Raw genomic sequence first — 20766 nt, 5'->3', positions numbered from 1 at the left:
CCGGGTGACTACCGGACGACGACCACAGACCAGGCTCGGCAGCCTGCTGGCGGCCCTGGCGATAACGGGCGCCTCGCTGCTCCTCGGCCTGCCCGCCCACGCCGACGAACCATCAGCCGGGGCCGCCCCCGCATCCAAGGAGGCCCCCCGGGTCGACCTCGTCCTGGACGTCAGCGGCTCCATGACCGCCACGGACATCCAGGGCAAGAGCCGCATCTCGGTGGCCCAGCAGTCGCTGAACGAGGTGATCGACGCGCTGCCCGCGGAGACCGAGTTCGGCATCCGCACCCTGGGCGCGAACTACCCCGGCAACGACAAGGCCCAGGGCTGCCTGGACACCAAGCAGCTCTTCCCGGTCGGCAGGACCAACAAGGTCGAGGCCAAGACCGCCGTCGCCACCCTGCGGCCCACCGGCTGGACCCCGATCGGTCTGGCCCTGCGCGGCGCCGCCCAGGACCTCGGCAAGGGCGAGACCACCCGTCGCGTGGTGCTGATCACCGACGGCGAGGACACCTGCACCCCGCCCGACCCGTGCGACGTCGCCCGCGAGCTCGCCTCCCAGGGCATCCACCTGGTGGTCGACACCCTGGGACTGGCCCACGACGACAAGACCCGCCAGCAGCTGCTCTGCATCGCCAACGCGACCGGCGGCACCTACACCGACGTCCGCACCCAGGAGCAGCTCACCGACAAGGTGAAGCAGCTGGTCGACCGCTCCAACGACACCTACACGGTGGCCCCGGTCAAGACCGCCGGCACCGACAAGTGCGAGAGCGCCCCCGTGCTCGCCCCGGGCGTCTACACCGACCGCGAGAAGTTCTCCGAGCACCGCGTCTACAAGGTCCCGGTCAAGTCCGGCCAGGAACTGCGCGCCTCGGTCAGCGTCGCCCTCGACCGCCCGGTCGCCCGGGACTACGGGGTGCTGCTCCAGGCCACCAGCGCGACCGGCCAGGAGCTGGTCCGCGGCACCGACGCCGGCAGCGGCCGCACCGACGTGGTCTCCACCGGCCTGCGCTGGTCCACCGACGACTCCAAGGGCTACGTCACCGCGAGCCCCACCGCCTCGAAGGGCTCCAAGGAGAAGCCGGAGACCACCGTCTGCCTGGTCGTCAGCAACTCGCTGGCCCCGCAGAACGGCGTCCTGGCCGACCCCGGCATGCCGCTGGAGCTGACCGTCGACCTGGCCTCCGCCTCGCCCGCCCCGGAGGGCGCCGCGATGGGCCTCGGCCGCGGCTGGATCCTGCTGCTCACCCTCACCCTGGCCGGCCTGGCCTTCGGTCTGGTCTTCGGCTGGATCGCGCGCTGGCGGATCGCCGTCTGGCGGGAGAACTGACCATGCGTACGACGATTCGCGGCGCCCTCGCCGCCCTCGCCCTGCTGCCCGCCCTGGCCCTGAGCGCCCTGGGCGCCCCGGCGGCCTCGGCCGCCTCGCCGTCCCCCTCGGCGAGTGCCAACGGCACCCCGGCCCCGGCGACCAAGGCCGGCACCTCGTTCCTGACCGCGGTCAACCTCTCCCCCGGCCAGGACGCCAACGTCTCCGTCTCCACCGGTGACTACCTGTACTGGGCCTTCGGCGCCTCCGAGGGCCAGACCCCGACGGTCGACCTGACCGTCAACCTGGCCCCCACGGCCGACCGGCACGGCCCGCAGACCTGGTCCGTCGAGGTCTTCGACGGGCTGCGCCGGCGCCAGTCGTGCACCGCCGGCACCCAGAACGCCACCGCCGAGCAGAGCACGGCCGCCCTGGCGCTGAACTGCACCCTGCGCGAGGTCCGCACCTGGGCCGAGCCGTGGTCCGGCGACCCGCTGCCCGGCACCTACTACGTGCGGCTGTCGGTCAGCGACGTCCCGCAGCCGGACCTCGGCCTGGCCTCCTCGGTCCAGCTGCACGTCGCCGCCAAGGGCGACGCCGACAACGCCCAGCCGGAGGGCGGCGAGCTGAAGGCCCCGCTGGTCCCGCCGGTCGGCGGCGGCGCGAGCACGGCCAAGGCGGCCGCCCCGGTCGCCCAGGAGGAGCACTGGTACACCGGCTGGTTCTCCGGCTGGAACAGCCGCTGGTACTGGACGATCGCCGGCGGCTTCCTGGCCGCGCTGGCCGGCGTCCTCGGCTACAAGCTGACCCGGCACCCGCGCGGTCACCGGCCGGGCCACTACGGCGCCGTCCCGGCCCAGGGCTCCCACCAGAGCGGCAGCTACAACGGCTCCGACCGCCCCTGAGGTACCCCCGCGGGGCCGGCCGGACGTCGTTCCGGCCGGCCCCGCGGCGTGTTCGGGTGGCGGCTGTCAGCCGCGGAAGAGGTTGTGCCCCACGTCGGACGGGACCTCGTCCTGGACCGGCTCGCTGCCCGGCCCCGGCACGTGCTCGCCGGGGATCGGCTCGTCGCCCTCCCGGTGCAGCAGCACCACCCCGTCCTCGGCCCACAGCTGCCGGTAGCCGTGCGCCAGCAGCAGCCGGATCCGCTCGGCCTGCTCCTTGTCCGTCTTGAACGGGAAGGACCGCTTGTCGCCCCGGGTGAGCACGTACTCGCGCCCGCGCGGCGTACCGTCGACCAGCACCACGTCCGCCCGGGCGGTCAGCCGCGGCGCGATCTGGTTGTCCGCCTCGACGGACGCCCCGTCCGGGATCAGCGCGGCCGCCCGCACCAGCGCCGCCTCGCTCGCCTTCGGCGCCCAGGACGACGGTACGGCCAGCGGCAGCAGCCCGATCGGCACCGCGGCGGCCAGCGCGATCCCGGCCGCGCCGAGGCCGAGCCGGCGGGCCCGCCGCACGCTCCGCTCCGGCCGCCCGGCGGCGCTCAGCCGGCCCAGCACCTCGATCGCGGCGGTGAGCAGGATCGGCCACAGCAGCGAGTCGTAGTGCCGGGCGATCGACCAGTGGTTGGGGTTGCTGGACAGGATCCGCTCGGCCAGCAGCGGCAGCGCGCACAGCACGCTGGCCGAGCGCAGCGGCAGCAGCAGCGTGGTGCCGAACAGCCACAGCAGCAGCAGCGGCTTGAGCGGCTGGTCGAAGGCGGCCTGCACCAGCAGGAACGGGTCGTGCAGCAGGTTGCGCAGCGCGTCCCCGCCGTCCGTGCCGAGCGAGCCGTAGTTCCAGTAGTAGCCCGGCTGCCCGCCCATCGCCGGGATCAGCCAGGTGATGGCGACGGCCGAGGCGACCGGCCCGCCCAGCAGCAGCCCCAGGCCGGTGAGGCGGCCCGCCCGGTCCTCCGTACGACGGGTGCGCAGCAGCAGCACCAGGCCGTACGCCCCGACCATCAGGCCGAGGTCCTCCTTGGTGCAGCACAGCAGTACGGCGGCGAGCACCACCGTGCCGTACCGGCGGGCCAGCCCGCGCTCCAGCATCAGCAGGGTCAGCGGCACCGCGAAGGCGACCTCGTGGAAGCCCACCCGGGCGGCGACCAGCAGCGGCCAGCCGAGGCCGTACACCAGGCCGGCCAGGTCGGCGGCCCGGCGGGCGGTGCGCGGCTCGGCGGCGGCGAAGGCGTACCCGGCGATCCGCCGGATCAGCGGCACCCCGGCCGCGAACAGCAGCGACTGCCCGATGATCAGCGAGCGCGGGTCGTCCCAGATCCAGTACAGCGGGGCGAGCAGTGCCAGCACCGGCGAGAAGTGGTCGCCGAGCAGCGAGAAGCCGGGCGGGAACTCGTGGTGGAAGCTCTTCAGCGTCGAGACGGGCAGCCCGAAGTGGGCGTAGCCGCGCACGCCCTGGTCGAAGATGCCGAGGTCGAAGCCGCCGAGCGACACGGACGTCCAGCCCTGCAGGCCGATGGCGCAGGTCACCGCGAAGCAGAGCGCGGTGAGCAGCAGGGTGCGCCGGGCCGGGCCGAGCAGGACGGCCTCGGCCAGCCGGCGGGCGGCGGGCACGGCGGCGGCCGGCGGCGGGGGTGCGGTCTGGGTGGTCACGTCGGGTCCGATCCGTCCGGTCTGGGTCCGTGGGTCCGGCCGTCAGGTCCGGTTCGTCAGTGCGGGATCGCGGTCCAGCCTGGCGCCCAGCAGGGCCCGGACCCCTCCGCCGGCGGCCTCCACGGCCTGCCGCCGGGCGCGGTACAGCCGCACGCCCAGGACGACCAGGACGGCGATGGCGATCGGCGGGTAGATCGCGCCGGGCAGCTGCCAGTACCAGGCGACCCCGCGGCCCCAGCGGTGCGGCACCGTCCACATGATGTGCGAGAGGAAGACCAGCAGGGTCAGGCCGAACAGCACCCTCCGGGCCGTGGTCCTGGCCTCCACCGCCAGCAGGGCGAGGAGCGGGATGCACCAGACCCAGTGGTGGGTCCAGCTGATCGGCGAGACCAGCAGCGCGGTGAGCGCGGCGCAGACCGCGCCCCAGGCGTCGGCCCGGCGCAGCACCCGCGCGGAGCGCCCGGCCAGCACCGCGACGCCGAGCCCGAAGGTCGCGACCAGCGCCGAGGCGATCAGCCCGACCAGGCCCGGGTCGTTGACGTCCAGCAGCCGGCAGACGGCGCCGCGCAGCGACTGGTTGTCCACCAGGACGGTCACGCCGACCCGGCTCGGGTCCCAGAGGTAGGTGGTCCAGAACCCGTACGAGGCGTCGGGCAGCACGGCCCAGCCGATCAGGCCCGCCGCCAGGAAGGTGCCGGCCGAGACCAGGGCGGCCCGGACCCGGCCGGTCAGGAACAGGTAGACGGCGAACAGGCCCGGGGTGATCTTGATGGCGGTGGCCAGGCCGATGCCCACGCCCTTGAGGCGGTGGCGGTCCGGGCGGGTCAGGTCCCACAGGACCAGGCAGAGGATGCCGAGGTTGACCTGCCCGTACTGGAAGGTGGTGAAGACCGGCTCCAGCCAGATGCCCAGGCCGGTCGCCAGGATCACCACGGCCGCCCGGTGCTGCTTCGGCCAGCCGGCCAGCTTGAGCGACAGGTGCACGGCCGCGGCGAGCAGCGCGTAGTTGAGGAGCATCACCAGGACGCGCAGGGTGCTCACGTCGAACCAGGTGCTCGGCACGAAGAGCATCGCCGCGAACGGCGGGTAGGTGGCCGGCAGGTCCCAGCCGGGCAGCCGCATCGCGTAGAGGTCCTCGCCGCGGACGACGGCCTGGCCCTCGGCCCGGTAGACCAGCATGTCGACCATGGTGGCCCCGTGGCTGTGCCGGAACCAGGCGAACACCGCCAGTGACACCGCCGCCACGCAGACCGCCGGGAGGGTCCAGGAATTCGGTCTTCCGGTTTCCGCTGCGCCTCCGGGATTCTCCGGACCCGACCGCCGCACCCACCGTTTCAGACCGAACTCGCGCACCGCGATGGCACCCCGTTGAGATAGACCAGATCGTTCCCTCGTCAGCGTCTGGGCCCACCCACCATAACCGACCCCTCCGAGCCCCAAACCGCGTCAGAAACGGGCCCGGAAGGGTGATGTGATCTCCCCCACAGCGGACTCCGGGCGGCGGCGGCCCCGGGCCTGGAGCCCAAAACGCGAAATCCCGCCGGGAGTTGCCTCCCGGCGGGATTTCGTCGACCGGCCTGAGCCGGTCCGTTGGGTGGAGCTGAGGGGATTCGAACCCCTGACCCCCTCGATGCGAACGAGGTGCGCTACCGGACTGCGCCACAGCCCCAACGAGAAGAAACTCTAGCACCTTTCGGAGGGGGTCCGTGACCACCCCCCGGGTCGCGGTGCCGGTCGGGGGGCGGCCCGGGCTATTCGTTGGCCGCGCGCGGGCGCGACTCGGGGGCGTGCGGCTCGGCGTACTGGTCGAACAGCGGGGTCTTGCGGGACTCGGCGGGGCGCCCGGCGGTCCAGGTGCCGGGGGCCGACAGGTCGAGGCCGCGGGAGACCCGGGGGGCGACCGGGGCGGTCACGTAGGTGGGCAGCGGGACGGGCACCGGCTCCCAGGAGTCCGGGCCGGCCGCTCCGCGCTCGCGCATGCCGTCGACCCACTCCTCGTGCTCGGTCGCCTCGGCCACCGCGGAGGCGGAGGACACCGAGACGGTGGCCTGCTCCGGGTCGGCCGCCAGCCGCAGGTGCGGTCGGCGCGCGGCCCGCCCTCCGGCGGGCGCGGCCGGGGCGGGCTCCGCGGCGGCGGGGGCCTCGGCCGGGGCGGCGCCGGGCGCCGCGGCCTCGGCACGCTGCTGCTCGCGCTTGCGCAGCCGCTCGGCCGCCTGGGCGGCCCGGACCCGGTCGAGCTTCACCTCGTACCGCTGGCGCTCCAGCTTGCGCAGGTGGCCGATGTACACGGTGAGGAGGACCGCCGGGACCGCCGGCACCCAGAGGAAGGCCAGTCCGGCCACCGCGGCGACCACCGCGCCGAGCGCGAAGGAGAAGAAGAGGGCGGTGACCATCCGGCGCCGGCGGGCCAGCAGCCGCGCCCGGCGTTCGGTACCGGCCCCCGGCTCGGGGGCCGGCCGTTCGGCCGGGCGCCGCACCGGGGGTTCGGGCTCCCGCGCGGGGTCGCCGGAGGAGGTCCCGTCCCGTTCGGGAGGACCGTCGTCGCTCTGTTCGCCGTCACGCGGTTCGTCGCCCAGGGCCCGGGCCGCCCGCCGTTCCAGCCCCGAACGCCCGGCCAGCAGGCGGATGGCGGTGCTGAAGCGTTCCGTCGGGCGCGCCTCGTTGAGTTCGTCCTGCCTGCGGAGCCACATCGGCACCAGATAGGCGGCCCAGGCCCCTACGATGACGGCGTAGATAAGGCCGCTACTGCTCACGATTCACACCGTACGGGCGCCGGGGAAGGCCTGGCAGCAATTTGGCGCGGCGTGTCGTGTGATCAAGCTGATTCTCCGACTATTTTGCCGCTATTTGTGGGGGTCCGGTGCCCCTCCGATGCCATATCGATATTTCTTTCGAACATGTATTCAATTACTGCGCTCGCGCCCGGAACTGAGCGCCCGCCAGCGCTCCAGCATCCCCTCCGGGACCTCCTCGTCGGTCAGCGCGTAGACGAGGTGGTCGCGCCAGTCGCCGTCGATGTGGAGATAGCGCGGCCGGATTCCCTCCGAGCGGAAGCCGAGCTTTTCCACCACGCGCCGGCTCGGGCCGTTCTCCGGGCGGATGCAGACCTCGATCCGGTGCAGTCCGAGCGTGCGGAAGCAGTGGTTCACCGAAAGCGCCACGGCGGTCGGGATGATGCCGCGGCCGGCCACGCCCTCGTCCACCCAGTACCCGATGTTCGCCGAGCACATCGAGCCCCAGGTGATCCCGCCGACGGTCAACTGGCCGACCAGACGGCCCTTGTGGAGCACGACGAAGGGCAGCATCCGGCCGGCCGAGGCCTCGCCGCGCAGGAAGCGGACCATCTGCCGGTACGTCGGCCGGGGGCCGCTCGCCCGACCCGCCGGGCCGGGCGGCACGGTGGCCTCCCAGCGGCGCAGCCAGTCCCGGTTGCGGCGGCTCACCTCCTGCCACTCGCGCTGGTCGCGCGCCCGGATGGGGCGCAGCACGACGTCCCCCTCGTGGAGTTCTACCGGCCAGCCGGCGTTCAGTGGGCTCTCCCGGTCGCTGGGGCGTCGGGCCGGGGGTGGTCCCCGCCGCCGAGCTGGTCGACGGCGTGGGCGAGCAGCGGCTCCAGGACGGCCAGGCCGTCCCTGACGCCGCCGGTCGAGCCCGGCAGGTTGACGATCAGGGTACGTCCGGCGAGCCCGGCGAGCCCGCGGGAGAGCGCCGAGGTAGGCACCTTCTCCCGGCCGTACGCACGGATGGCCTCGGCGATGCCGGGGACCACCCGGTCGATCACCCGGGCGGTCATCTCTGGGGTGAGGTCCATCGGCGAGATGCCGGTGCCGCCGGTGGTCAGCACCACGTCGTAACCGGCCGCGACGGCCTCGCGCAGCACGGCCTCCACCGGCTCGCCGTCCGGGACGACCCGGGGGCCGTCGGCGGTGAAGCCCATCGCCGTCAGGCCGGCCACCAGCAGCGGGCCGCCCCGGTCCGCGTAGACCCCGGCCGAGGCCCGGTTGGACACCGTGACGGCCAGCGCCCTCCCGGCGGGCACCGCGCCGGCCGGCGCCGTCACGCGTCCACCTCCGGCGCGAACCAGTCGCCGCTCTTGCCACCCGTCTTGCTCAGCACCCGGACGGACTCGATCGTGGCACCCTTGTCCACCGCCTTGACCATGTCGACGAGGGTCAGCCCGGCCACCGCGACGGCGGTCAGCGCCTCCATCTCGACGCCGGTGCGGTCGGCGGTCCGCACGGTGGCGGTGATCTCGACCGCGTCGTCCGCGACGGCGAGGTCGACCTTGACGCCGGAGACCGCGATCGGGTGGCAGAGCGGGATCAGGTCCGGGGTCTTCTTGGCGCCCATGATCCCGGCGATCCGGGCCACCGCGAGGGCGTCGCCCTTGGGCACGCCCTCGCCGCGCAGCAGCTCGACCACCCGCGGGGAGACCCGCACCCGGCCGGCCGCCACCGCGGTGCGCGCGGTGGTGGCCTTCTCGGAGACGTCGACCATCCGGGCGGCGCCCTGGTCGTCGACGTGGGTGAGGCGGTCGCCGGGGGGAGGTGTCGTCACGGGGAACTCCAGGGGCGCGCAGGTCGAATACCGCGCTACCGTACCGTTCCCCGGTCCGGGGAGCCGATCAGGAGTCCAGCAACACCACGTCCACCGCGCTGCCGGCCGGCAGCGCGGTGGTGTCCTCGGGGACGGTGATCAGGCAGTTCGCCCGGGCCAGCGCGCCGACCAGGTGCGACCCGGCGCCGCCCACCGGCTCCACCGTGCCGTCCGCCGCCGAGTAGCGGCCGCGCAGGAACTGCCGGCGGCCGGCCGGGGAGCGCAGCGCCGCCGGGCAGAGCGCGCGGACGACCGGGCGGTGCACCTGCGCGGCGCCGAGCATGGTGCGGATGACCGGACGGACGAAGAGCTCGAAGGAGATGTAGGCGCTCACCGGGTTGCCGGGCAGGGCGAGCAGCGGCACCCCGGCCGCGCCGCCGATCCGGCCGAAGCCCTGCGGCTTGCCGGGCTGCATCCGCAGGCGCCGGAAGTCGACGCCCCCGTAGGACTCGAAGACCTCCTTGACCACGTCGTACGCGCCGACGCTGACCCCGCCGCTGGTGACGATCAGGTCGGCCCGGCCGAGCTGGTCCTCCAGGACGGCGCGCAGCCGCTCGGCCTCGTCCGGGACGGCGCCGACCCGGTAGGCGATGGCGCCGGCCTCCTGGGCGGCCGCGGTGAGGGTGAAGCTGTTGGAGTCGGCGATCTGCCCGGGGCCGACCGGCTCGCCGGGCTGGACCAGCTCGCTGCCGGTGGACAGCACCACGACCCGGGGCCGCGGGCGGACCTTCACGGTGGGCCGGCCGATCGCGGCGAGCAGGCCGAGCTGGGCGGGACCGAGCCGGGTGCCGGCCTCCAGCACCCGGGTGCCGGCCGTGACGTCGCTGCCGCGGCGGCGGATGTGCGCGCCCTCGGCGACCGGGCGCAGGACCCGGACCTCCTCGTCCGGGACCGGCGCGGTCATCGCGGCGGCGGCCACCCCGGTGCCGGTGCCGCCGTCGGTCCATTCGACCGGGGCGACGGCCCGGGCGCCGGGCGGCAGCGGGGCTCCGGTCATGATCCGGGCGGCCTGGCCGGGGCCGACCCTGGGCAGCTCGTCGGCGCCGGCCGCGATGTCGCCGACCACCGAGAGCACCGACGGGTAGGTGTCGGTGGCGCCCTCGGTGTCGGCGATGCGGACCGCGTAACCGTCCATCGAGCTGTTGTCGAAGGGCGGCAGGTCGCCGTCGGCGATCACGTCCTCGTCGAGCCGGCAGCCCTGGGCGTCGAGCAGCTGGAGCTCGATCGCGGGCAGCGGCCCGACCGCGGCCAGCACGTCGGCGAGGTGCTCGTCCACCGTCCAGAGGCGGGGGGCCGCCGGGGCCGGGTCCGCTCCGGCGTCGCAGCAGGCGCTGGGCGTGGTGCTGGGCTCGGTGGACCCGGTCATCGGCGGCTCGCTCTCTGTCGTGGTCGGTCCTGCGTCAGGCCTGCATCTCGGAGCCGACGAACTCCCGCAGCCAGGAGCGGAACTCCGGGCCCAGGTCCTCGCGTTCGGCGGCCAGACGGACGATAGCGCGCAGGTAGTCGGCGCGGTCGCCGGTGTCGTAGCGACGGCCCTTGAAGAGCACGCCGTGCACCTGGCCGCCGTCCGCGGCCTCGCGGTTGGTCAGCTCGCGCAGGGCGTCGGTCAGCTGGATCTCGCCGCCTCGGCCGGGCGGGGTCTCCCGCAGCACGTCGAAGACCAGCGGGTCGAGGACGTAGCGGCCGATCACGGCGTAGGCGGACGGGGCCTCGCCGGGCTCCGGCTTCTCGACCAGGTCGGTCACCTGGAAGACGTCCTCGCCGAAGCCGTTCGCCTTGACGGCGGCGCAGCCGTAGAGGTGGATCTGGGAGGGGTCGACCTCCATCAGGGCGACGACCGAGCCGCCGAGCTGCTGCTGCACCTCGATCATCCGGGAGAGCAGCGGGTCGCGCGGGTCGATCAGGTCGTCGCCGAGCAGGACGGCGAAGGGCTGGCCGGCGACGTGCTGCTCGGCGACCGAGACGGCGTGGCCGAGGCCCTTCGGGTCGCCCTGGCGGACGTAGTGCATGTTGGCCAGCTCGACGGACTCGCGGACCCGGGCCAGGCGCTGCTCGTCGCCCTTGCGGACCAGCAGCTCCTCCAGCTCGTAGGCGCGGTCGAAGTGGTCCTCCAGGGCGCGCTTGTTGCGGCCGGTGACCATCAGTATGTCGGACAGGCCCGCGGCGGAGGCCTCCTCCACGACGTACTGGATCGCCGGCTTGTCGACGACCGGGAGCATCTCCTTCGGGGTGGCCTTGGTCGCCGGGAGGAAGCGGGTGCCCAGTCCGGCCGCGGGTACCACGGCCTTGGTTACCGGAACTCGGGAGTTGGTCGTCGTCATGCGTTTACCTTACTCAGGCACGTTTTCGCCCGGCCGAGCACAGGCGGCGGCTAGGACAGCACGTCGCGGGGCCCGGCCACAGTGGCTGGCGTATGGGTCGCGACCGGCTGGGCGAGGGGGTCCCGGCCGACACAGGCCGACAGACTACCCGCCTTTCCCGAACGGTCACGTTCGGCATCCGGTCCGTGATCGGACGGGCAACCGGCCTGCTCGGAGCGGGCGGTTCGGGGGCCATCGGTTCCCGGGCGGTCGGGTTCCCCGGGCTGCCGGGACGAGAGCCGCCAGCAGTCGCCGCCGGCCGCCCGGGCCGCGGCGAGCGCCGCGTCGGCGGCGCGCAGCAGGACGGCCGCGTGGGTGCCGTCCTCGGGCAGCACGGCGATGCCGGCGGCGGCGGTCAGGCCGTTGCCGGCGGCGGGGCGGGACTCGCGCGGGCCGGAGGACCAGTCCAGCAGCAGGTGCCGGCGGACCGACCAGACCAGCCGCTCGGCGACCTGCGCGGCGCCCTCGGCCCCGGTGTCCGGCAGCACCACCAGGAACTCCTCGCCGCCGTAGCGGCCGAGGGTGTCGGCCCGGCGGATCTCCATCGCGAGCCGCTGGGCGAGGTCGCGCAGCACCGCGCCCGCCCGGCCCCGGCCGTGCTCGGCGACGACCGCGTCGAAGCCGGTGATGGCCAGCATCAGCACGGCGAGCGGGCGCGGGCCGTCGGCCTGCTCGGTGTGCTCGGCGCGGCGGGCCCGTTCGATCTCCCGGTCCAGGGTGAGCTGGAGGTGGCGGTAGTTCCACACACCGGTGAGCGGGTCGCAGGAGGCGGTGCGCTCCAGCTCGGCGCAGCGCTCCTCCAGTTCGGCGATCCGCCCGCGCAGCCGCTGGGCCCCGGCGGCGGCCCCGGCCCGCTCCCGCCGTCCGCGCAGTCCGAGGGCGGTGGCGCCGGCCAGTGCGGGGACGCTCAGTGCGGCCAGGGCCTGGACCAGCAGCGGGGTGGTCAATGGGGGGTGCCCTTTCGCGTGTCAGGCTCTGCGCGTCGTCGGTGCGCAGGCCAGGAGGATCGGATGAACGAGGATCGGATGCCCAACGAGAAGAGCGACCTCAGGACACGGCTGTTGACGCAACGGCGCGATCTGGCCGCCGAGGAGCGCGCGGCGGCCGCCGGCGCGCTGGCCGCGCACGCCGGGGAGCTGGCCGCCGCGGGCGCCACGGTGGCCGCCTACGTCTCGGTGGGCGCCGAGCCCGGGACGCGGCCGCTGCTGGACGCGCTGCGGGCGCGCGGGGTGCGGGTGCTGCTGCCGGTGCTGCTGGCGGACAACGACCTGGACTGGGCCGAGTACGCGGGGCCCGACGCGCTGGCCCCGGCCGGACGCGGGCTGCTGGAGCCGGTCGGCCCGCGGCTCGGGCCGCAGGCGGTGACCGGGGCCGCGGTGGTGCTGCTGCCGGGCCTGGCGGTGGACCGCTCCGGGCTGCGGCTGGGCCGGGGCGGCGGCAGCTACGACCGGGTGCTGGCCCGGCTGGCGCGGGCGGGCGCGCGGCCGGTGCTGGCGGTGCTGCTGTACGAGCACGAGCTGCTGGAGCGGGTGCCGGCCGAGCCGCACGACCGGCCGGTGGACCTGGCGGTGCTGCCCTCGGGGGTGCGCAGGCTGGGGTGACAACGGCGGCGGCCCCGCTCCCTCGGGGGAACGGGGCCGCCGGTGGCCTGGCCGTCCGGGCGTCAGCCGGTGGTGAGCACCAGCTTGTGCTTGGTGGCCTTCTCGACCGCGTCCGGCGAGTAGGACCAGGTCAGCAGCTTGCCCTTGAGCCAGAGGTCGGTCTGGTCGTTGTAGTTGTCGTGGAAGGCGTGGCCGGAGGCGCCGCCGACGTTGATCCAGCGCGAGGAGTCGAGGTCGTTCAGGTCGACCACCATGCGCATCGACGGGATCCAGTCCACCTGGTAGCCGGCCGCCGCGTTCCAGCCGGCCGCGTCGACCGCCGCCGAGCCGCCGGAGAGCCGGTACGGGCCGCGGTTGAGCAGCTTGTGCACCGCGCCGGAGGCGATCGAGGAGTTGTCGGTGCCGAGGGTCTGCTCGCGCAGCTCCAGCTTGTGCAGGCGGCCCCAGCTCCAGGTGGAGACGTCCTTGCTGAGCAGCGAGGTCAGCTCCTGGCGGGCGTTCTTCATCGCCTCCTGGAGCAGGTTGTTCAGGCCCTTCTGCTCCTTGTGCTGGTCGTCGATGTACGTCCACCACGAGCTGTCGGGCTTCTCCAGCTGCTGGCGGACCACCTCGGTCCAGCGGTCGCCGCCGTCCGGCTGGGCCTTGCCCGGCTCGCGGGTGCCGCATTCGGTGACGATCTTGGTGGAGCTGTCCGGCTTGGTCGGGTCGTCCTGCTGGCGGACCAGCAGGCAGTTGTCCTTGGCCCGCAGGTCGGCCGGGAACTTCTGGCCGAAGGCCAGGATCAGCAGCTGGCGCCAGACGCCGTTGTAGTAGGCGGCGGCGGCCGAGTCGGCGTCCTGGTGGAAGTTCCAGTCCTTCAGCAGGTCCTGGGCCTCGCGCACGTACGGGTCGCTGATCGGCTGCTTGAGCAGCAGCGGGACGAGCGTCTTGGCCATCACGCTGGTGTTGTCCAGCTGGAGGGTCTGCATGTCGTCCGGCGAGATCTTGCCGTTGTTCTTGAGCAGGCCCTCGATCTGGTCGGTGATCTCCTTGGCGCGGGTGCCGTACTCCCAGTCCTTGGTCAGGTTGTACTTGTAGCTCGGGTCCACCACGGCCTGGTTGGCGGTGACGATGTAGCCGGCCGAGGGGTTGAGGCTCCAGGGCAGCGCGGTGAAGGGGATCGGGTCCTTCCACTGGTACGCGGAGTCCCAGCCCGGCGAGGGGAGGGTGCCGTCGCCCTTGCCGCGGACCGGGATGCTGCCCGGGGCCTGGTAGCCGATGTTCTTGGCGTCGGCGTAGATCAGGTTCTGCGCGGGGACGGTGAAGTCCTTGGCGGCGGCACGGAACTCGTCCCAGTTCTTCGCCTTGTCCAGTTCGAAGACGGCGTCCATGGTCTTGCCGGGGCTGAGCGCCGTCCACTGCAGGGCGACGCCGTAGCCGCTGGTGCCGCGGTCCGGGGCGGACTGGCCGTTGGGGGCGTACTTGCCGACGTTCTGCTGCTCGCTGCTCTGGTCGGAGATCAGCGGGGCGCCGGTCTGGGTGGTGCGGACGGTGATGGTGCGGTCCTCCCCGCCGGCGACCTTGATGGTCTCCTTGCGGAGGTCGAACTTCACGTCCTTGCCGTCCACCTGGTAGGTCTCCGGGCCGGTGACCTTCTCCAGGTAGAGGTCGGTGACGTCGGCGCCGAGGTTGGTGAAGCCCCAGGCGATGTCCTTGTTGTGTCCGATGATCACGCCGGGCATGCCCGCGAAGGTGAAGCCGGAGACGTCGAACTGGCAGGCCGGGGAGGCGGTCCGGCAGTGCAGGCCCATCTGGTACCAGACCGAGGGCAGGCCGGGGCCGAGGTGCGGGTCGTTGGCCAGCAGCGGCTTGCCGGTGGTGGTGTGCGAGCCGGCGACCACCCAGGAGTTGGAGCCGATGCCCTGGCCGGGGCGGCCGAGCAGCTGCGGCATCGAGTCGACCCGGTCGGTCAGGCCCTGCAGCATCGCCTTGGTGGCCGCCGCGCCCTGGGCGGTGGCGGCCGTTCCGGCGGCCGTCCCGGACTGCGGGGAGCCGTCGGCGGGGCGGTAGTTGTCGCCGGTCACGGCGCCGGTCTTCACGATGGTGCCGTTGCGGGCGTACGGATAGTCCGGGTACAGCTCGGCGATCTTGTCGGGGCCGAAGTCCTGGGCCAGCAGCGAGCGGTCGATCTCCTCCTGGAGGTTCCCGGAGAGGTTCCAGGCCATCGCCTTGAGCCAGGCCACCGAGTCGACCGGGGACCACTGCTCGGGCCGGTAGCCGCCGTTGACGACGCCGAGCAGGCCGTACTCCAGCGAGGCCTTCGCGCCGCCGGGGTGCTCGGCGAGCCAGGCGTTCACGCCGTCCGAGTAGGCCTGGAGGTGCTTCTTGGTCTCCGGCGACAGCTTGGTGTCGAACTCCTTCTGCGCCACCTGCCGCCAGCCCATGGTGCGGATGAACGCGTCGGTGTCGACCTGGCCGTCGCCGAACATCTCGGAGAGCCGGCCGGCCGTGATGTGCCGGCGGACGTCCATCTCCCAGAAACGGTCCTGCGCCTGGACGTAGCCCTGGGCACGGAAAAGGTCCTCGTCGGTGTCGGCGTACAGCTGCGGGATGCCGTTGGCGTCCCGCTTGACGTCGACGGGCGCGCTCAGGCCCGGCACCTTGACGCTGCCGTCGACCTCCGGGAAGGAGGCGCGGACCGCGGAGACCCCGCGGTAGCCGCCGTAGCCGGTGCCGGCCACCAGCAGCACGACCAGCACGATCACGATCAGACGGGCGCGCCGGAACTTCTTCGAGCGGGGCATCTGGGTCCTTGCGGTCCTGACTTCGGGGCGGGCGGGCGTGTCCAGGGCCTGCGGCCGTGACAGGGCACCACATTAGGCCGAGTCGGCCGGGCACCGTGAACGGGGGACCAAGCTAAAGATATGGCAAAATGTTAGACTGCGTAACGATCCGCAAGAGGAGCATTGACGACTTCTTAACGGGTCACCCCACAGCACCACCAGACACCCCGCCCGCCCATGCCTGCCCGAGGTGCCCCTGCGTGAACGTCTCCCATCTGAACCAGCTCCTGCTTGAGTCCTCCGTGATCCTGCTGTTCGCGGTGGGCGCCGTCCGCCTCTCCACCCGATCAGGGCTGCCCAGCCTGCTGATCTATCTCGGGATCGGCGTGGCGCTGGGACAGAACGGGATCGGCGTCACGTTCAACAACGCCGAGCTCACCCAGGTGCTCGGCTACGCGGCACTCGTGGTGATCCTCGCCGAGGGCGGCCTCAAGACCAGCTGGCGGGAGATCAAGCCGGTCATGCCGGCCGCGACCGTGCTCGCCACCGTCGGCGTCGGCATCAGCGTCTTCGCCACCGCCGCCGGCGCGCACTGGCTGGTCGGCCTGGACTGGCGCACCTCACTGCTGCTGGGCGCCATCGTCTCCTCGACCGACGCGGCCGCCGTCTTCTCCGTCCTGCGGATGGTCCCGCTGCCGCACCGGCTCACCGGCCTGCTGGAGGCCGAGTCCGGCTTCAACGACGCGCCCGTGGTCATCCTGGTCGTCGCCTTCGCCACCACCGGGGAACTGGACACCTGGTACGTCCTGATCGGCACGATCGCCGCCGAACTGGCGATCGGCGCCGCAGTGGGCCTCGCCGTCGGAAAGATAGGCTCCTACGGGCTCAAGCACGTCGCACTGCCCTCCTCGGGCCTCTACCCGATCGCCGTGATGGCGCTCACCGTGCTCGCGTACGCCGGCGGCGCGCTGCTGCACGGCTCCGGCTTCCTCGCCGTCTACATCAGCGCGGTGATACTCGGGAACTCCAAGCTGCCGCACGGCCCCGCCGTCCGGGGCTTCGCCGACGGACTGGCGTGGATCGGGCAGATCGGCATGTTCGTGCTGCTCGGGCTGCTCGTCACGCCCGAGACCATGGGCGACGCGGTGGTGCCCGCGCTGGTGATCGGCGGAGTGCTGGTGTTCCTGGCACGGCCGCTGTCGGTGATGGTCTCGCTCACCCCGTTCAAGGTGCCGGCCCGCGAACAGGCACTGCTGAGCTGGGCCGGACTGCGCGGGGCGGTGCCCATCGTGCTGGCCACCATCCCGGTGGTGTCCGGCGCGCACCGGGCCGAGGACGTCTTCAACATCGTCTTCATCCTCGTCGTCGTCTTCACCCTCCTCCAGGGGCCGACCCTGCCGTGGGTGGCCAAGCGGCTGCGGATCGACGAGGGCGACATGGGCCAGGACCTGGGCATCGAGTCCGCCCCGCTGGAGAAGCTGCACGGGCACCTGCTGTCGGTCGCGCTCTCCCCCACCTCGAAGATGTCGGGCGTGGAGATCAGCGAGCTGCGGCTGCCCAAGGGGGCCGCGGTCACCCTGGTCGTGCGGGAGGGGAACTCCTTCGTGCCGGACAAGGCGACGGTGCTGCGCGGCGGGGACGAGCTGCTGGTGGTCACCACGGACGAGGTCGGCGAGGCGGCGGAGCGGCGGCTGCGGGCCGTGGACAAGGGCGGCAAGCTCGCGGGGTGGCTGAACGGGCGGTGAGCGCGGGGGCCGGCTCGGCTCGGCCCCTTCACTGCTCGAAACCGGCTGCTCCGGCTCGCCACGGCCGCTCCGGCCGCTCCGGCCCTCCCTGCCCTCCTCGGCCCTCCCGGGCCCCTCCGGCCCGTCACGGCTGGGGCGGGCCGGAGGGGCCGGGGTCGGCAGAGGGTATCTACGCGCGTAACTGATACGATGGTTCGATCATCCGTATAACCATCGCTAGACCACCCCCAATTTCTGCCTGACGCAGAGTTGGCGCGACCGCTCGGCGGCCGCGGTCCGGCTCCCGGCCACCACGCCGGACCGGCCCGGTATCTACCCCGGTCGACGCGCGAGAGGACGACTCTCGGCGCCGTCGGGGCCACACCATGCCCTGCCGCGCTACCAGGCAGCAGGAAGGACCGACCGTGACGGCGCGCCGAACGGTCGACACCGCCGCGGACCACGCGGCCACCCCCGCAGCTCCGGCCCCCGCCCGCGTCGGGTACGGCGAGCTGCTGCGCACGCCCGGGGCCTGGACGTTCCTGTCCCCCGCCCTGGTCGCGCGGCTGCCGTACGCGATGCTCAGCATGGGCATCCTGCTGCTCGTCACCCGGACCCACGGCTCGTACGGCACCGCCGGTACGGTCACCGCGGTCGCCGCCGTCGCCCAGGCCCTGGTCGGGCCGCAGACCGGGCGGCTCGCGGACCGCTACGGCCAGGCCGCGGTGCTCGTCCCGACCGTCCTGGTGCACGCGGCCGCGGTCGGCGCGCTGATCGCGCTCGCGCTCGGTCACGCGCCCGCCTGGAGCCTCTTCCTGGCCGCCGTCCCGGCCGGTGCGAGCGTTCCGCAGGTCGGCGCGATGGTCCGGGCCCGCTGGGTGGCCACGTTCACGGCGGACGGCGCCTCCGACGCCTCCGCGGCCCGGGTGAGCACCGCCTTCGCCTTCGAGTCCGTGACGGACGAGTTCACCTTCGTGATCGGCCCGATCCTGGCCTCCGGCATCGCCGCCCTCGCCAACCCGGCCACCGCCCTGGTCGCCGAGGCCGCGCTGACCCTCGTCGGCGGCCTGGCCTTCGCCGCCCAGCGGCGCACCGCCCCGGCCCGGATCGTGCCGCAGCCCGGCACCAAGCGCGCCTCGGCGCTCGCCTCCCCCGGCGTCCGCCTGCTGGCCGGGACCTTCCTCGGGGTCGGCGCGGTGTTCGGCGGCATGCAGGTGTCGGTGAACGCCTTCGCCGACTCGGTCGGACAGCACGACGCCGGCGGCACCGTGTACGGGATCTTCGCCGGCGGCTCGATGCTGGCCGGCGTGCTGTACGGCGTGATCGCCTGGCGGCGGCCGGTGCAGCAGCGGATGCTGATCAGCTACACGCTGCTGGTACTGGGCTGCTCGGTGCTGTGGGCGATGCCCAACCTGGTCGCGCTGACCGTCGCCGGGCTGGTCTGCGGGCTGGCCATCGCGCCGACCCTGATCAGCGGCTACACCCTGGTCGAGACGCTGGTCGCGGACGGGGCCAAGACGGAGGCCTTCACCTGGCTGACCGGCGCCATCGGGCTGGGGCTGGCCGTCGGCTCGATGGCGGCGGGCCGGCTGATCGACGGGCACGGGCCCTCGACCGGGTTCCTGGTGCCGGTGGCCGGGGCCGGACTGGGGCTGATCGTGCTGCTCTCGCTGCGGCACCTGCTGGTGGCACCGGGACCCGGGACGGCCGTCGCGGGCACCGCTCCGGCCCGGGGTTCGGGCGACGTCCCGGCGGAGCACGGCGGTGCCGGGCGGCTGGTGGGCGCGGCCAAGGGCTGAGCGGGAGGCGGTCCGGCGGCCGGGCCCGGCCCATCTCACACCGGAGTCGCTGGACTGATCCCGCGGAATGCCGCATCATTGACCATCGTTAGCACTCATCAGGCGAGAGTGCCAGGAGGAAGACAAGTGCCCACGTACCAGTACCAGTGCACCGAGTGCGGCAACGGCCTGGAGGCGGTGCAGAAGTTCACCGACGAGGCGCTGACCACGTGCCCCGACTGCCAGGGACGACTCCGCAAGGTCTTCTCGGCCGTGGGCGTCGTGTTCAAGGGCTCCGGCTTCTACCGGACCGACAGCCGCTCGTCCTCCAGCAGCACGGTGGGCGCCGGGTCGTCGTCGACCCCCTCGACGTCGTCCGCCACGTCCACGTCCTCCTCGGCTTCGTCCTCGTCGTCGAGCTCCGGCTCCTCGTCGTCGTCCAGCCCGGCTCCCGCCGCGAGCTGACCTCGGCGCCGGGCCATCGGCCCGGGACGGCCCGCAGACCTCGGAGAGGCCCGTCGGCCCCGCTTCCACGCGGGGACGGCGGGCCTTTCCGCGTCCGCCGACTCCGGCCGTCGGCCTCCCCTCTTTCCCGCTTTCCCCTCTTTCCCCTCTTTCCCCTCTTTCCCCTCTTTCCCCTCTTTCCCCTCTTTCCCCTCTTTCCCCTCTTTCCCCTCTTTCCCCGCTGCGGCCCCATGGGCTTTCCGTCACCCCGGACGGGCCGGAGCAACTCGTGCGGGTGAACGAAGTTGTCCACAGGGCCCAGTTGTCCACAGGCCTGGGGAAAAGGCTGTCCGAGTTCGCCGGAAACGCTCATCGTGTGGGCATCCGGTCCGCGAGGGGCCGGGCCGCCGACACTCCGGAGGTGCGTCGATGACGACCGCGAACTTCTCCCTGCCCCTGCCGCTCCCGCTGCCCGCGCCCGCCGTGCCGCCCCGGCAGGAGCTGCCGGGCTTCCCGCCGATCCGGCGCGGGTGCGGCGGGTGGCACCGCTGGCGCAGTGCGGTGCGACGGCGGGCCGGGGTGCCCGTCCTGGTGCTGCTCGCGGTGGCGGCGGCGCTGGCGCTGGGGCCCGCGCGGGCCGGTCTGCCGCCGCCCCAGGGGGGCGCGCTGGGCCGGACGGGTTGTCAATCCGGGGCTGCGGAAGATCACCCGTAACCGCGGGGCGACTTCGTCGTTCGAGGCGGCATGAAGGGCTTCAAGGAATTCCTGCTGCGTGGAAATGTCATCGACCTCGCCGTGGCCGTGGTCATCGGCGCGGCTTTCACCAACATCGTCAACACCTTCGTCAAGGGCGTGATCAATCCACTCGTCGGCGTCTTCGGGACGAAGGACCTCGCGTCCTACAGTTCCTGCCTCAAGGGGCCCTGCGAGGTGAGCCCGACCGGCGAGGTCACGTCCGGAATCCTCATCCTGTGGGGTTCGGTGCTCAGCGCCGCGATCCAGTTCCTGATCACCGCGGCGGTCGTCTACTTCGTTCTGATCGTGCCCATGAACAGGCTGGCGGCCCACCGCAAGACCCTCGCCGAGAAGGCGGCGGACCTCGAAGCCAAGGAGGTCACCCTGCTGACCGAGATCCGCGACGCGCTGGTCGCGCCGCTGCGCTGACCGACGGGTGCCGGTCGGCGCCCGGTCCCCGTTCCTCAGCCCCCGTGGTGCGGCGGGCGCTGGCTCAGGTACCAGTCCAGCCCCCGTCCACCACCCTCCCCCGCCCCGGGGCGGGCACCCCAGCCCGCATCGGTGTCGTCGCTGGACTGCTGGTCCAACGGGTCCCGGAAGACCAGCCGGGCCTTGGCGGCCGCAGCCTCCCGGGGCTCCTGCGCCCGGGCCTGCTCCTGGCCCTCTTCCTGCCCCTGCTCGCTCACGCCGTCCACTCCGTCCACTCGTCCCTCCCCTCCAGCCTAAGAGCCCCGCGGCACGCCTCGGGCCCCGGTGCGGAACGCTCCGCGCCAGGGCCCGGATGAGGGCTCGGCCAGTGGGCCCGGCCGGTCCGTCGGACGGACCGCGGGAGGCCTGCCGAGCGAGACTGCCCGGGTGGCCTG

General features: G+C 73.4%; 19 protein-coding genes and 1 tRNA gene. 8 read left to right on the top strand and 12 right to left on the bottom strand.

The window, feature by feature from the left end; genetic code table 11:
* Positions 1-4: 4 nt before the first annotated feature.
* Together ACFWJ4_RS05010 and ACFWJ4_RS05005 are read left to right on the top strand one after the other, a co-directional pair.
* A complete protein-coding gene (locus ACFWJ4_RS05010; protein ID WP_380539280.1) occupies positions 5-1333 on the top strand; it encodes a VWA domain-containing protein in 1329 nt (442 codons plus the stop codon).
* Between the two features lie 2 nt (positions 1334-1335).
* Entirely contained in the window at positions 1336-2217 is an 882-nt protein-coding gene (locus ACFWJ4_RS05005) for a peptidase (protein WP_380539277.1), read from the top strand.
* A gap of 66 nt (positions 2218-2283) precedes the next feature.
* Here ACFWJ4_RS05005 and ACFWJ4_RS05000 read toward each other — a convergent pair whose 3' ends face one another.
* The 10 genes from ACFWJ4_RS05000 to ACFWJ4_RS04955 all read right to left on the bottom strand — a co-directional run bounded on the left by ACFWJ4_RS05000 (position 2284) and on the right by ACFWJ4_RS04955 (position 11806).
* Positions 2284-3903, bottom strand: coding sequence for a DUF2079 domain-containing protein (locus ACFWJ4_RS05000; protein WP_380539274.1), 1620 nt, complete (start codon positions 3901-3903; stop codon positions 2284-2286).
* A 42-nt stretch (positions 3904-3945) separates the two neighbouring features.
* Positions 3946-5148: a glycosyltransferase 87 family protein gene (locus ACFWJ4_RS04995; RefSeq protein WP_380539271.1), complete on the bottom strand. Its 1203-nt coding sequence runs from the start codon at positions 5146-5148 to the stop codon at positions 3946-3948.
* Between the two features lie 350 nt (positions 5149-5498).
* Positions 5499-5572: transfer RNA gene (locus ACFWJ4_RS04990), tRNA-Ala, on the bottom strand.
* 82 nt (positions 5573-5654) lie between these two features.
* A complete protein-coding gene (locus ACFWJ4_RS04985; protein WP_380539268.1) occupies positions 5655-6656 on the bottom strand; it encodes a hypothetical protein in 1002 nt (333 codons plus the stop codon).
* 150 nt (positions 6657-6806) lie between these two features.
* Complete coding sequence (locus ACFWJ4_RS04980; protein ID WP_380539408.1) at positions 6807-7433, bottom strand: GNAT family N-acetyltransferase; 627 nt, start codon at positions 7431-7433, stop codon at positions 6807-6809.
* Positions 7430-7963 (bottom strand): molybdenum cofactor biosynthesis protein B, encoded by a 534-nt coding sequence (locus ACFWJ4_RS04975; RefSeq protein WP_380539265.1) that lies wholly within the window; start codon positions 7961-7963, stop codon positions 7430-7432. The genes ACFWJ4_RS04980 and ACFWJ4_RS04975 overlap by 4 nt, the downstream gene beginning before the upstream one ends.
* Positions 7960-8400 carry a cyclic pyranopterin monophosphate synthase MoaC gene (gene moaC / locus ACFWJ4_RS04970; RefSeq protein ID WP_380539405.1) on the bottom strand — a complete coding sequence of 147 codons (441 nt, stop codon included), beginning with the start codon at positions 8398-8400 and terminating at the stop codon, positions 7960-7962. Before moaC ends, ACFWJ4_RS04975 begins: the two co-directional genes overlap by 4 nt.
* Positions 8401-8527: 127 nt before the next feature.
* A complete protein-coding gene (gene glp, locus ACFWJ4_RS04965) occupies positions 8528-9865 on the bottom strand; it encodes a gephyrin-like molybdotransferase Glp (RefSeq protein ID WP_380539262.1) in 1338 nt (445 codons plus the stop codon).
* A gap of 34 nt (positions 9866-9899) precedes the next feature.
* On the bottom strand, positions 9900-10820 hold the full coding sequence (gene galU / locus ACFWJ4_RS04960) for a UTP--glucose-1-phosphate uridylyltransferase GalU (protein WP_359899794.1): 921 nt from the start codon (positions 10818-10820) through the stop codon (positions 9900-9902).
* Positions 10821-10870: 50 nt separating this feature from the next.
* Positions 10871-11806, bottom strand: a complete 936-nt coding sequence (locus tag ACFWJ4_RS04955) for a GGDEF domain-containing protein (protein WP_380539259.1) — start codon at positions 11804-11806, stop codon at positions 10871-10873.
* A gap of 63 nt (positions 11807-11869) precedes the next feature.
* Here ACFWJ4_RS04955 and ACFWJ4_RS04950 point away from each other — a divergent pair, with 63 nt between their 5' ends.
* Positions 11870-12460 (top strand): 5-formyltetrahydrofolate cyclo-ligase, encoded by a 591-nt coding sequence (locus ACFWJ4_RS04950; RefSeq protein ID WP_380539257.1) that lies wholly within the window; start codon positions 11870-11872, stop codon positions 12458-12460.
* Positions 12461-12522: 62 nt separating this feature from the next.
* Here the strand turns inward: ACFWJ4_RS04950 and ACFWJ4_RS04945 are convergent, their stop codons facing one another.
* Positions 12523-15243, bottom strand: coding sequence for a penicillin acylase family protein (locus tag ACFWJ4_RS04945; RefSeq protein WP_380539254.1), 2721 nt, complete (start codon positions 15241-15243; stop codon positions 12523-12525).
* Positions 15244-15482: 239 nt separating this feature from the next.
* Here ACFWJ4_RS04945 and ACFWJ4_RS04940 point away from each other — a divergent pair, with 239 nt between their 5' ends.
* The 5 genes from ACFWJ4_RS04940 to mscL all read left to right on the top strand — a co-directional run bounded on the left by ACFWJ4_RS04940 (position 15483) and on the right by mscL (position 20332).
* On the top strand, positions 15483-16967 hold the full coding sequence (locus ACFWJ4_RS04940) for a potassium/proton antiporter (RefSeq protein ID WP_380539251.1): 1485 nt from the start codon (positions 15483-15485) through the stop codon (positions 16965-16967).
* A gap of 404 nt (positions 16968-17371) precedes the next feature.
* Positions 17372-18745, top strand: a complete 1374-nt coding sequence (locus ACFWJ4_RS04935) for an MFS transporter (protein ID WP_380539248.1) — start codon at positions 17372-17374, stop codon at positions 18743-18745.
* Positions 18746-18871: 126 nt separating this feature from the next.
* Positions 18872-19189, top strand: a complete 318-nt coding sequence (locus ACFWJ4_RS04930; protein WP_359899804.1) for an FmdB family zinc ribbon protein — start codon at positions 18872-18874, stop codon at positions 19187-19189.
* A 408-nt stretch (positions 19190-19597) separates the two neighbouring features.
* A complete protein-coding gene (locus ACFWJ4_RS04925; RefSeq protein ID WP_380539245.1) occupies positions 19598-19882 on the top strand; it encodes a hypothetical protein in 285 nt (94 codons plus the stop codon).
* A 30-nt stretch (positions 19883-19912) separates the two neighbouring features.
* The gene (gene mscL / locus ACFWJ4_RS04920; RefSeq protein WP_380539242.1) at positions 19913-20332 is read left to right on the top strand and encodes a large conductance mechanosensitive channel protein MscL; all 420 of its coding nucleotides are present in this window, start codon (positions 19913-19915) and stop codon (positions 20330-20332) included.
* Between the two features lie 35 nt (positions 20333-20367).
* Here mscL and ACFWJ4_RS04915 read toward each other — a convergent pair whose 3' ends face one another.
* Positions 20368-20589 (bottom strand): hypothetical protein, encoded by a 222-nt coding sequence (locus ACFWJ4_RS04915; protein WP_380539239.1) that lies wholly within the window; start codon positions 20587-20589, stop codon positions 20368-20370.
* Positions 20590-20766: the final 177 nt, after the last annotated feature.

Source organism: Kitasatospora sp. NPDC127067, assembly GCF_042724755.1.
GTDB classification, from domain to species: domain Bacteria; phylum Actinomycetota; class Actinomycetes; order Streptomycetales; family Streptomycetaceae; genus Kitasatospora; species Kitasatospora lactacystinica.
The sequence above is the reverse complement of the archived record's forward strand: the minus strand, read 5'-3'. Positions and strand labels throughout refer to the sequence as shown.

Bases quoted from the DNA above. Each gene is read 5' to 3' on its own strand.
- galU (WP_359899794.1), bottom strand. From the start codon at position 10,820: ATGACGACGACCAACTCCCGAGTTCCGGTAACCAAGGCCGTGGTACCC.
- glp (WP_380539262.1), bottom strand. From the start codon at position 9,865: ATGACCGGGTCCACCGAGCCCAGCACCACGCCCAGCGCCTGCTGCGAC.
- ACFWJ4_RS05005 (WP_380539277.1), top strand. From the start codon at position 1,336: ATGCGTACGACGATTCGCGGCGCCCTCGCCGCCCTCGCCCTGCTGCCC.
- mscL (WP_380539242.1), top strand. From the start codon at position 19,913: ATGAAGGGCTTCAAGGAATTCCTGCTGCGTGGAAATGTCATCGACCTC.
- ACFWJ4_RS04950 (WP_380539257.1), top strand. From the start codon at position 11,870: ATGAACGAGGATCGGATGCCCAACGAGAAGAGCGACCTCAGGACACGG.
- moaC (WP_380539405.1), bottom strand. From the start codon at position 8,400: ATGGTCGACGTCTCCGAGAAGGCCACCACCGCGCGCACCGCGGTGGCG.
- ACFWJ4_RS04945 (WP_380539254.1), bottom strand. From the start codon at position 15,243: ATGCCCCGCTCGAAGAAGTTCCGGCGCGCCCGTCTGATCGTGATCGTG.
- ACFWJ4_RS04925 (WP_380539245.1), top strand. From the start codon at position 19,598: ATGACGACCGCGAACTTCTCCCTGCCCCTGCCGCTCCCGCTGCCCGCG.